This window comes from Agrobacterium vacciniicorymbosi, from assembly GCF_040427045.1.
In the GTDB taxonomy this organism is placed as follows: Bacteria; Pseudomonadota; Alphaproteobacteria; order Rhizobiales; family Rhizobiaceae; genus Agrobacterium.
Genome location: NZ_JBETMF010000001.1, coordinates 429,355 through 440,832 on the forward strand (window position 1 = coordinate 429,355; position 11,478 = coordinate 440,832).

The 11,478-nt window shown below is 56.9% G+C and carries 10 protein-coding genes; 4 read left to right on the forward strand and 6 right to left on the reverse strand.

All coding sequences use genetic code 11. From position 1 onward, the window contains the following. Positions 1-113: 113 nt before the first annotated feature. Together grxD and ABUK73_RS02215 are read left to right on the forward strand one after the other, a co-directional pair. The gene (gene grxD, locus ABUK73_RS02210) at positions 114-449 is read left to right on the forward strand and encodes a Grx4 family monothiol glutaredoxin (RefSeq protein ID WP_353575837.1); all 336 of its coding nucleotides are present in this window, start codon (positions 114-116) and stop codon (positions 447-449) included. Positions 450-541: 92 nt separating this feature from the next. Next, entirely contained in the window at positions 542-1,792 is a 1,251-nt protein-coding gene (locus ABUK73_RS02215; RefSeq protein WP_353575838.1) for a multidrug effflux MFS transporter, read from the forward strand. Positions 1,793-1,862: 70 nt separating this feature from the next. Here ABUK73_RS02215 and ABUK73_RS02220 read toward each other — a convergent pair whose 3' ends face one another. The 5 genes from ABUK73_RS02220 to ABUK73_RS02240 form a co-directional block, all read right to left on the reverse strand. Next, positions 1,863-2,687: an inositol monophosphatase family protein gene (locus tag ABUK73_RS02220; RefSeq protein ID WP_353575839.1), complete on the reverse strand. Its 825-nt coding sequence runs from the start codon at positions 2,685-2,687 to the stop codon at positions 1,863-1,865. A 23-nt stretch (positions 2,688-2,710) separates the two neighbouring features. Further along, a complete protein-coding gene (locus ABUK73_RS02225) occupies positions 2,711-3,538 on the reverse strand; it encodes an inositol monophosphatase family protein (protein WP_353575840.1) in 828 nt (275 codons plus the stop codon). Between the two features lie 46 nt (positions 3,539-3,584). Further along, positions 3,585-4,463 carry a tRNA 2-thiocytidine(32) synthetase TtcA gene (gene ttcA / locus ABUK73_RS02230; RefSeq protein WP_353575841.1) on the reverse strand — a complete coding sequence of 293 codons (879 nt, stop codon included), beginning with the start codon at positions 4,461-4,463 and terminating at the stop codon, positions 3,585-3,587. Between the two features lie 70 nt (positions 4,464-4,533). Beyond that, complete coding sequence (locus tag ABUK73_RS02235) at positions 4,534-5,463, reverse strand: glutaminase (RefSeq protein WP_353575842.1); 930 nt, start codon at positions 5,461-5,463, stop codon at positions 4,534-4,536. Between the two features lie 195 nt (positions 5,464-5,658). Further along, positions 5,659-7,563, reverse strand: a complete 1,905-nt coding sequence (locus tag ABUK73_RS02240) for a L,D-transpeptidase family protein (protein ID WP_353575843.1) — start codon at positions 7,561-7,563, stop codon at positions 5,659-5,661. Positions 7,564-7,984: 421 nt separating this feature from the next. Here ABUK73_RS02240 and fumC point away from each other — a divergent pair, with 421 nt between their 5' ends. Both fumC and ABUK73_RS02250 read left to right on the forward strand, forming a co-directional pair. After that, on the forward strand, positions 7,985-9,376 hold the full coding sequence (fumC, locus tag ABUK73_RS02245; RefSeq protein WP_353575844.1) for a class II fumarate hydratase: 1,392 nt from the start codon (positions 7,985-7,987) through the stop codon (positions 9,374-9,376). A 338-nt stretch (positions 9,377-9,714) separates the two neighbouring features. After that, entirely contained in the window at positions 9,715-10,782 is a 1,068-nt protein-coding gene (locus ABUK73_RS02250) for a GGDEF domain-containing protein (protein WP_353575845.1), read from the forward strand. A gap of 28 nt (positions 10,783-10,810) precedes the next feature. Here ABUK73_RS02250 and ABUK73_RS02255 read toward each other — a convergent pair whose 3' ends face one another. After that, positions 10,811-11,419 (reverse strand): pyridoxamine 5'-phosphate oxidase family protein, encoded by a 609-nt coding sequence (locus ABUK73_RS02255; RefSeq protein WP_353575846.1) that lies wholly within the window; start codon positions 11,417-11,419, stop codon positions 10,811-10,813. Positions 11,420-11,478: the final 59 nt, after the last annotated feature.

The window sequence follows — 11,478 nt, forward strand, 5'->3', positions numbered from 1 at the left end:
TATGCGCAACCGCCTTCGATTTTTTGCCGTTCATGGCTGGAAATCGTCCGCTACCATGTTATTTAAGAACAAACGAAGCAGCGGCCTTGAACCGCGTGTGAAAGGAAATGGCCATGAGCGGCATTCACGATATGATCGACGGCGAAGTGAAGGGTAACGATATCGTCCTCTTCCTCAAGGGCACCCCACAGTTTCCACAGTGTGGTTTTTCCGGTCAGGTCGTACAGATTCTTGACTATCTTGGCGTGCAGTACAAGGGCATCAACGTGCTTGCCGACGGCGACCTGCGTCAGGGTATCAAGGACTATTCCAACTGGCCAACCATTCCTCAGCTCTACATCAAGGGCGAGTTTCTCGGCGGCTGTGACATCGTGAGAGAGATGTTCCAGTCTGGCGAGCTTCAGGATCATCTTCAGGAACAGGGTATCAGCGTCCGCGGCGCGGCATGATTTCGGCCGGTTCCCCGGCCCACCCTACTTATTAAAACTTGTATAGGCGTTGCCCCAAGCAACGCCTTTGCCGTTCTTTTGGGACAAAGTCTGTGACAAATCCTTCACAATCGGATTCGACGCGCACCGTTGCTATGGGGCGTACAGAATTTATCGGCCTTGCGGCGGCGCTGATGGCGCTGAATGCCTTGGCCATCGACATCATGCTGCCCGGCCTGCAGGAAATCGGCGCTTCGCTGGGTGTCGATAATGAAAATCATCGCCAATACGTCATCTCCGCCTATCTCATCGGCTTCGGCATTGCGCAGCTGTTCTACGGACCGATTGCGGACCGTTTCGGCCGTCGCAAGCCCATGCTGTTTGGCCTCGGCATCTACATCCTTTCTTCCATCGCCGTGGTTTTCGTGCCGTCCTTTGCCGGTCTTCTGGCCCTGCGCTTCATTCAGGGCATCGGCTCGGCGGCAACGCGCGTCATCACCATCTCTATCGTTCGCGATATCTATGGCGGGCGGCAGATGGCGGAAGTCATGTCCTTGATCATGATGGTCTTTATGGTCGTTCCGGTCATCGCGCCGGGTACGGGGCAGATCGTGCTGTTCTTCGGCGACTGGCACCTCATCTTCGGCTTCATGGCGGCCATTGCGGCTATCGTAAGCGTATGGATGTATCTGCGCTTGCCGGAAACGCTGCATGCGCAGGATGTGCGTCCCCTTACCGTCTCGTCCGTCATCGGCGGCTTCAAGATCGTGCTGACCAACCGGGTGGCGCTTTGCTACACAATCGCGAGCACCATCATTTTCGGTGCGCTGTTCGGCTTCATCAATTCGGCTGAGCAGGTTTACAAGGGCATTTACGATCTGGGTGCATGGTTCGCGGCGGCCTTTGCTGCGGTGGCCCTGTTCATGGCAGCCTCGTCCTTCCTGAACTCCCGACTTGTCGGAAAGTTTGGCATGAGGAAGCTGTCGCATGGCTCGCTCATTCTCTTCATCCTCATCACCTTCCTCTGGCTTCTGGCGCAAATCTTCGGGCCACAACCCATGCCTTTCGTGCTGTTCATCGCCATGTTCGCCCTGTCTATGTTCCAGTTTGGCCTCATCGGCTCGAACTTCAACTCGCTGGCCATGGAGCCACTCGGCCATGTCGCGGGCACTGCGTCCTCGGTCATCGGCTTCATGAGCACGATTGGCGGTTCTTTGATTGGTGCGGCCATCGGCCAGGCCTTCAACGGCACGGCGCTGCCAATGGTGACGGGCTTCTTCGTCGTTTCGGTACTGGGCCTTGTCTTCGTGCTGATCGGTGAAAAGGGCGTTCTCTTTCATCCGCAGAACAAGCCGACACACTAAATATGCCCCATAATGCGAAAGGCGCGGATGTCACCATCCGCGCCTTTTTTTGTTTTGATCTCGAGTTGACTTAAACCGTGAAAATCTTCTCACGCAACAGCGTCCACGTGTCCTTGTCGGGCGCAAGAAGAAGCCCGCCGCTAACATGGTGCGGCAGATAGGTTGAGCCGTCCAGACGCGCGGCATAGGCACCGGCTTCCTGTGAAATCAGTGTACCGGCCAAGTGGTCCCAAGGCATCAGCTTGTTGTACATCAGGAAGTGCATGTGGCCGCCGCAGAAGACGCGGTATTCGTGGGCCGCGCAGCGATAGCTGGTGAAGAGACGAACATCGGCCAGATTGTTCAGAAGCCGACGGCGGACTTCGCCTTCGAAATAGCCTGTGTTGGCAATGCCCACCATCTGCGAAAGCTCAGGCGCTGGCACCACATTCATCTGGCTCTGCGAACCATCGGCGCTGCACATCCACGCGCCGGAGCCCTTTTCCGCAATCACCCAGTCGTTGCCCATCGGATCGAAGATGATACCGGCGACCGTCTCACCCTTGGAAACCACGCTCAGCATGACGCCGAACAGCGGCAAACCCGCCGCGAAGTTGAAGGTCCCATCGATGGGATCGACCACCACCGCCAGATCCGCCTCACCCAGCTTGGAGAGCAGCGATGGATCGGCGGCAACAGCCTCCTCTCCCACGAACTGTGCTTCGGGCATGAACTCGGCCACGCGGGCACGGATCAGGCGTTCGGCTGCTTCATCCGCTTCCGTCACCAGATCGATGGCTTCCGTCTTTATCCGCACATCGCCTTCGCCGAGATTGCGAAACCTTGGCAGAATTTCCACCGCCGCCGCCTCTTGCAGGGCGTTGGCAAGGGATGCGATGTCGAGTTGAACGGTCATGGGTTTTCCTTTCTGGTATCGAATCAAAGGCCGACGATTTCGCGGCGAAGCATTTTCCAGCTGTCCTTGTCGGGCGCAGACAAAATGCCGCCGGCCAGATCGCCAGGTCGGTAGGGCGTGCCATCGAACTTGGCCGTGTAACCGCCCGCTTCCTGATGTGTCAGCACACCGGCCAGATGGTCCCACGGCATCAGCTTTTCATGGCCAATGAAGTGAAGCTTGCCGGTGGAAACCAGCCAGTATTCATGAGCAGAGCAATTCAGCGATAGCGCCATCTTTGCTTTGGTCATATTGGCGGCGATAACCGGGCGACGCTCTTCGAAGCTGTGACCCCAGGAGAATATGCCAACCATCTGCGACAGATCAACAGCATTGGCCACGCGCAGTTTCGCCTCGCTGCCATTCTTGCGTTTGAGCGTCGCGCCTGCGCCTTTGACGGAAACAATCGTGTCACCCATCACAGGATCATGGATGATGCCCGCAACCGTCTCACCCTTGATGGTGACGGCGAGCAAGGTGCCGAAGGCCGGAAAGCCGGAGGCGTAGTTGAATGTGCCGTCGATAGGATCGATCACGAAAGCAAGCTCTGCAGTGGTAAGCGCCGGGATAACCGAGTGGTCGGCATCATAGGCTTCTTCACCTACGATGTGCGCCTTGGGGAAACGCTCCAGCAGCGCTGCGGTGATGCGCTTTTCAGCCAGAATATCGGCCTCTGTCACCAGATCGACAACCGAGGTCTTCTGGGAAATATCGGATGCGCTGAGATTGCGGAAGCGCGGAAGAATTTCGGTCACGCCTGCGTCGGCGACGGTGGCCACGAGGAAATCAAGATCGGTATCGGAAAGGGTCATGAAGGATTTCTTTGAAAAGATCGGAGAGGCTTCACGACCTATTCTCCTAGCGTGACGGATCAGTGACAGTGAGCGCGGAGAAATCGAAAAGCTTGGTATCCAGCAAATGCGACGGATTGACGTGCGCCATGGCGCGCAGCATCACGTCCTTGCGGCCGGGCATTCGCCGCTCGATATCGGCCAGCATGTCCTTCATGGCATTGCGCTGAAGCCCATCCTGCGAGCCACAGAGGTCGCAAGGGATGATCGGGAATTCCATGGCAGAGGCAAATTTCGCCATATCGTCTTCTGCGCAATAGGCCAGCGGACGCAGCACCATCAGGTCACCTTCGTCATTCATCAGTTTTGGCGGCATGGCGGCCAGCCGCCCGCCATGGAAGAAGTTCATGAAGAAGGTTTCGAGAATGTCTTCGCGATGGTGTCCGAGCAGAAGCGCATCGCAACCTTCCTCTCGGGCAATACGATAGAGATTGCCACGACGCAGCCGCGAACAGAGCGAACAATAGGTGCCGCCAGCCGGCACCTTTTCCTTCACGATGGAATAGGTGTCGCGATATTCGATGCGATGCGGCATGCCGATCTTGGTCAGATAATCCGGCAGGATGTGTTTCGGGAAGTTCGGCTGACCCTGATCGAGATTGCAGGCAATCAGCTCGACCGGCAGAAGGCCGCGCCACTTCAAATCCAAGAGCAGCGCCAGCAGTCCATAGCTGTCCTTGCCACCGGAAAGCCCCACCAACCAGCGCTTCTGGCCTTTCAGCATATCGAAATCGTCAAAGGCCTGGCGCACATTGCGCAACAGCCGCTTGCGCAGCTTGTTGAAAGACACGGAGCGCGGCGCATTGGCAAACAGCGGATGCGCGCCACCCTGCTCGTCAGGCTCGACGCCTTCGGGCATGTCATCGATATCTGCGGCAATGTTCATGGCAATCTCGCTCGTTCCTGAACGCGCGTCAGCGTTCAGCTTCAGGGAATGCCCGCATATGAGGTGAAGATCAAGCCCCGAATACCGACCAGCCCATTTCGTTTGCCAGCATTTCCAGCGCTTCCGAACCCAGTGCGGAGTTGCCGACCTCGTTCAGGCCGGGAGACCAGACGGCGATGGAGGCCTTGCCGGGTGCCACCACCAGAATGCCACCGCCCACGCCGCTCTTGCCTGGCAGACCGACATGATAGGCGAAGTCGCCCGAGCCATCATAGTGACCGCAGGTCAGCATCAGAGCATTGATACGCCGCGCCCGCCGGTCGGAGACTACGGAGTGGCCCGTAATCGGGTTGCGACCGCGATTGGCCAGAAACAGCCCTGCCCGCGCCAGCTGCACGCAGTTCATGGAAATGGCGCACTGGTGGAAATAGACACCCAGCGTATGCTCGACCGGATGGTGCAGATTGCCGAAGCTGCGCATGAAATTGGCCAGCGCAAAATTTCGATAGCCCGTCGCCTGCTCGGATTTCGCGACCTTGTTGTCGATGGAAATGGTTTCGTCATCGGCCAGATAGCGGATGAAGCGCAGCAACTCGCCAATCGCCTCACGCGGCTGGTGCCCGGCCAGCACCATATCCGTCACCACGATGGCGCCGGCATTGACGAAGGGGTTTCGCGGAATGCCTGACTCCCGCTCCAACTGAACGATGGAGTTGAAAGCAGAGCCGGACGGCTCACGCCCCACGCGCTTCCACACGCTTTCGCCCGTCTTGCCAAGCGCCAGCGTCAGCATGAAAACCTTGGAAATGCTCTGGATGGAAAACGGCGTCTGCGCATTGCCAGCCACAAACGTATCACCATCCACGGTCGTGACGGCAATGCCAAACTGTTTGGGATCGATCTTGGCCAGCTCTGGAATATAGTCGGCAACCTTCCCCTCACCCAGCCGCGACTGCATGACCTCATAGATGGAATCGATAACCGGCTGAATGTTTTGCATGGCCTTGTCCCAAAAGAAAAAGCGCCATGACGGCGCTGAAATGACGACGAAGGCTCCCCCAACCTCGACGTCATCCTCGGGCTTGACCCGAGGATCTAACGATCCACAACATCCAACGTGATTGGATCCTCGGGTCAAGCCCGAGGATGACGAAGGAGAGGTTTGCGATCTGAATCGCAAACCTCAGCATCAATATCAGATCGAAGACGCCCGTGCCTTGGTCGTCGCGTCGAAGGCCTTCATGACGTAGCTGTCACGGTCATAGACATCATCGAAATACTGCACTTTTCCGTCCTTGTCCGGCCATGCCGTGAAGTAGGCGACGTAAACTGGAATTTTCGTCGGTACCTGCACGGCGCGGTTCTGACCGGCGGCGATCTGCTTGTTGACGTTATCGAGCGTCGTGCCGAGAACCGCGGCGGCCATGCGGCGTGGATCGACCAGACGAATGCAGCCGTGGCTGAGTGCACGCATATCGCGGTTGAAGAAGCTCTTCGACGGCGTGTCATGCATGTAGATGGCATGGGCATTCGGGAAGAGAATTTTCAGGTCGCCCAACGCGTTGTCGCTGCTCGGTGGCTGGCGCACGGAAATCGCATTCGTGGAGCCGTACCAGTTGACGCTGGAAGACGACACGGCGCGACCGTTGACGGAGACCTCGTAACCGAGGCGATCCAGATAAGACGGATCGTTGCGAAGCTTCGGCAGCATTTCGTTGATGATGATTGACTGCGGAACGCCCCAGTAAGGGTTGAATTCCACGGTCTCGATTTCATCCTGGAAGAAATAGGTCTGGTTCGTCTTCGAACCGATGACCACCTTCATGCCGAAGTCTTCCTTGCCCTCATTATGGTAGTAAGCCATGAAAGCGGGCTGGTTGATGAAGACGAAACGGTCGCCCAGATCGGCTGGCAGCCAACGAACCTGCTCCATGGCAACTTCAAGCTTGGCAATCTTGGCTTCGTTGCTGTCGCCGGTCATTGCGCGCACGGTAGCGCGACCGATGACGCCGTCAGCCTTCAGGCCGTTCTCGCTCTGGAATGCCTTAACGAGATCAACCAGTTCCGGCGTGTATTCCGGTGTCTGCTGATAGCCAGAAAGCGTGGTGGCGTGATCGGTCTTCAGGGTCGCAGAAGAACGATGCTCGATGGCTTTGACCACCGTTGCCATATCGGCATTGTTTTCGCCGGGCTTCAGGACGAGATTGGCAGGAACGACAACCTTGTGGGTTGCGTCCTTGTCTTCGTTGTGCAGCTTCGCAAGCTCAGCCTTCAGCGCCTGATATTCCGGGTTGGAAGGCTCACGGCTGCGCAGATAGGCGGAAACATCCGGGCTCATGCTGGCGAGTTTCAGCACGGGCGCGAGATTGACCGCCTTGCGCTTGAAGTCATGATAGCCAGACAGCTTGTTTGGATCGACGCGGCCACGGGTCGTGTCCTGCACGTAAGCCAGTACCTTGGCGGAAAGCGCCAGTTCGAACTGCATCATCGCAGGCGCAATGGGCTTTTCTTCAGAAACCGAAACGTTCTGCACCTGCGCCTGCGGCTCAGACGAAATGCTTGCGGTCACGTCCTGCGAAGGCGCGGAGATGGAATAATCGGCAGGGTTCAGGCCGCTGTCGCCAACCGTTTCAAAGAAGGCGAGAACGGCGCTGGCGCGCTCGTTGAGATCGCCATTCGAAACCCAGATTGGCGCGCCGCCCGCATTGTAATAGGCTTCCAAAGCCTTGGCGATCTCAGGCGTCGCAGAGAGCTTAACGCTTGCCAGACCGGACGAGAATTTCGACGTATCGACAGCACGCGCGCTATCAGCCTTATAAGTGTAGTAGCGAGGACCGGAAACACGCGGCAGCGGCTCGGGATCGACATCGCGTGTCGATGCATTGCCCTGCATTGTCGTCACACCGGGAAGACCGCGATCCTGACGCTCACGCTCGACCTTGCCCGGTCCGCCGCGCAGCAGATCCATGAGGGTCACCGCACCAGCAGTACCCGGAACGCCCGCCGAGACGGAAAGACCGAGAGCCAGTATCAATGCTGCCGACGTTTTTCCTGATGTAATTTGCAATTTAGTCCTCGCCGCGTCCGCGCCGTCATTCATCGAGGCGCATGTAAAGAGTATGTGTCTGTCTAGCCGATTGGTCTTCTTTTGGAAAGAAACGCACGAAGTCCAATCCGGTGCCAGACACGAGTTCCCATCACGAAAATTTTCGTTTTGGCATGGGCTCCACGTTTGGCGAGAATAGTTAAATTTCTCTTTAATTTCTTAACATTGCGCAAACAAGTTTTCGGCAGACACGGGTCCACCAGACACCTATTGCGGCTTTCCAGCCACGTTACCCAAAAGCCACGCAGCCGGACTTTCGAAATCCGCTTGCCGCCATTTCGAAACTGTTGGGAAATATGGCAATGCCCTGCACGACAGGCTTTCCATGCTTGCGCTATCGCTTTATATGTCGGCGCGCGCGCAGGACTTGGCGAAGACGCCGCCCTGCGAAGGACACACAGGAGAGGCAGGACTGATGACAGCCACACGCACCGAAACCGATACATTTGGCCCGATAGACGTTGCAAGCGACCGTTACTGGGGCGCACAGGCACAGCGCTCGCTCGGAAACTTCAAGATCGGCTGGGAAAAGCAGCCCGCATCGGTCGTTCGTGCGCTCGGCATCGTCAAGCAGGCCGCAGCCCGCACCAACATGGCGCTGGCCGGGCTCGATGCGCAGGTTGGCGAAACCATTATCAAGGCCGCGCAGGAAGTCATCGACGGCAAGCTCAACGACCACTTCCCGCTGGTCGTCTGGCAGACAGGCTCCGGCACACAGTCCAACATGAATGCCAATGAAGTCATCTCCAACCGGGCGATTGAGATGCTCGGCGGCGTGATGGGCTCCAAGAAGCCGGTTCATCCGAACGACCACGTCAATATGAGCCAGTCGTCCAACGACACTTACCCGACGGCCATGCACATTGCCTGCGCAGAGCAGATCGTCCACCACCTGCTGCCCGGCCTCAAGCATCTGCATGCGGCACTGGACGCCAAGGCCAAGGGCTTTGCCCACATCATCAAGATCGGCCGTACCCACACGCAGGACGCAACACCGCTGACGCTGGGCCAGGAGTTTTCCGGTTACGCCGCGCAGGTCGCCTCCTCCATCAAGCGCATTGAACTGACGCTTCCCGGCCTTTGCGAACTGGCACAGGGCGGCACTGCGGTCGGTACCGGTCTTAACGCACCGGTCGGTTTTGCCGAGCAGGTCGCAGACGAGATCGCCAAGATCACCGGCCTGCCCTTCGTGACCGCGCCCAACAAGTTCGAAGCACTGGCCGCACACGACTCCATGGTCTTTGCTCATGGCGCCATCAACGCCGCAGCCGCTGCCCTCTTCAAGATCGCCAACGACATCCGCTTCCTCGGCTCCGGCCCGCGCGCTGGTCTCGGCGAACTGGCCCTACCGGAAAACGAACCCGGCTCCTCCATCATGCCGGGCAAGGTCAACCCGACACAGTCGGAAGCACTGACGCAGGTTTGCGCGCATATCTTCGGCAATCAGGCAGCGATCACCTTTGCAGGTTCGCAGGGTCACTTCGAACTCAACGTCTATAACCCGATGATGGCCTACAACTTCCTGCAGTCCGTCCAGCTTCTGGGTGATGCTGCCGTGTCCTTCACCGACAATTGCGTGGTCGGCATCGAAGCGCGCGAAGACAACATCAAGAAGGGCGTCGAAAACTCACTGATGCTGGTCACCGCGCTCAACAGCAAGCTTGGCTACGATGCTTGCGCCAAGATCGCCAAGACCGCTCACAAGAATGGCACGACGCTTCGCGAAGAAGCCGTCGGCGGCGGATACCTGACGAACGAAGAATTCGATCAGTATGTACGCCCGGAAAACATGATCGGCCCTAAGTGACCGATTAAAAAAAGACGGCTCTTCGGAGCCGTTTTTTGCTACCTTTGCATGAGCGAAACCCGGTGGCGCGGTTCAAGCCCACTGGAAATGTTGATAAAAATTGAAAATTTTAATGTCATACAAGATTTTACCTCTACAAAATCACCCGTAAAATGCTATGGGAAGTAACCTTTTCTGTTTTAGCCGATTCTAATTATAAGAAGCCTAAAACCAAGACAGAACACGGTTATACTAGGCTATCTTCTTACGAAATAATATTTATTTCAGTCAGTTAGATTGCGAACGACGTTTTGTAAGATTAGACAGCAGATACTAACTTTATTTCCGGGAGTGACTTGATGAGTACATCAACGCCCAAGGCACCAGGACCTGATATAGCTGCACAAATACTGTTTGCCATGCGCAACATGGGTGTCGTTCCCATTCCGCGGAACTATAACCTCTTTTATGAAGCCTATATTGGTTCCAACCCTGCTCTGACGAAAGAACTCGCAGCGCTGGGCGGTCGGGCAACACAGGAAGAATTGGACGATCTTGGCGCACGCTATTTCGACCACACACACGGCCAGCTCATCGAGGCCGCCCGCGACAAGCTTCATGCGGAGCTGAACGCCCTACTCGTTGTCTTGCAGCACGAGCAGACATGCCTTGAGAATTATAACCGCATTCTGGATGAAACCCGGGCCGGCATTGCGGACAAGAACCATTCCAGCACGCATCTTCTGCGCACCGCCATCTCCATGCTGGCGGAAGCCACCGGCAACAAGATGGCGGAGAACGAAAGCACGTCTAAGAATTTCGACCGTCACGCAGAAGAGATGCAGCAGGTTCGTCTGGAGCTTGATGAATACAAGCGCATCGCCAACACGGATTCCCTGACGCGGCTGGCCAATCGTCGCGCTTTCGATGAGAAGCTGGCCTCCATCTACGATACCAGCATCGGCCTTCATCTGTCGGCGCTTGTGCTGCTTGATGTCGATAACTTCAAGCGCATCAACGATACGTTCGGTCACCCGGTGGGCGATAAAATCCTGGCAAGCGTCGCATCCGTCATCAAGATGAATGTGCGCAAGGATGGCTTCGTGGCCAGAAGCGGCGGCGAGGAATTCGCGATTATCCTCGAAGGCAACAATCAGGAAGAAATCCATGCGATGTGCGAACGCATTCGCCTGTCGCTGGAAAAGACGCCGTTCCGCAATTCCAAATCCGGCATCGATTATGGCCAGGTGACGATATCCATCGGTTACGCGCTGGCCTCGCAGGCGCAGAACCCCGGCGAACTCTATGCCCGCGCCGATACCGCCATGTATCACGCCAAGGAAACGGGCCGTAACCGCACCGTTCTGTTCGAAGACGGAATGCAGAAGAATTATGCCGCAAAGAGCTGGCTGATTTACAAGCAGTGAGCCGATTTCTCGGCTCTCCTCCCCTTCTTTACCACATGGTCTTGGCAGCGCGTTCCGGCCATTCCCGGTCATAGGTCTCGCGATCAAAATCCGCTTTGGCAGCTTTCAGCAGCGTGCCGGGGGTCGGCAGCGATGCGGGATCGACAAAGTTTTCCGCTTTCCACAATTCGGAGCGGATGAGTGCGCGGGCGCACTGGAAATAGACCTCATCGATGGTGACAACAGTCACTGTGCGTGGATGCTTTCCATCCATCTCGAAACTGTCGAGCAATTCGGGATCGATGGACACTACGGCTTTTCCATTGATCCGCATGGTCGTGTTGGAGCCGGGAATGAGGAACATCAGCGCCACGCGTGGGTCACGCACGATATTCAGCAGTGAGTCGACGCGATTGTTACCGCGCCAGTCGGGTAGCAAGACGGTCTTTTCATCCTGCACTCGCACCACGCCACCCTTGTCACCACGCGGTGAACAGTCCATGCCTTCCGGCCCAACGGTCGCGAGCGCCAGAAACGGCGCTGCCTCGATCATCTGGCGATATTCCGGCGTCAACGTGGATGTGACCTTCACGACGGATGCGTCCGAAACGCCGTCGTAAATCTTCTTCAGTTCGTCCACAGAGTGAATGATGGTCATGATGAATCCCTTCCCATAATCTCGCTTTAAATCGCGCTGCTGCGACAGAGATATGACAG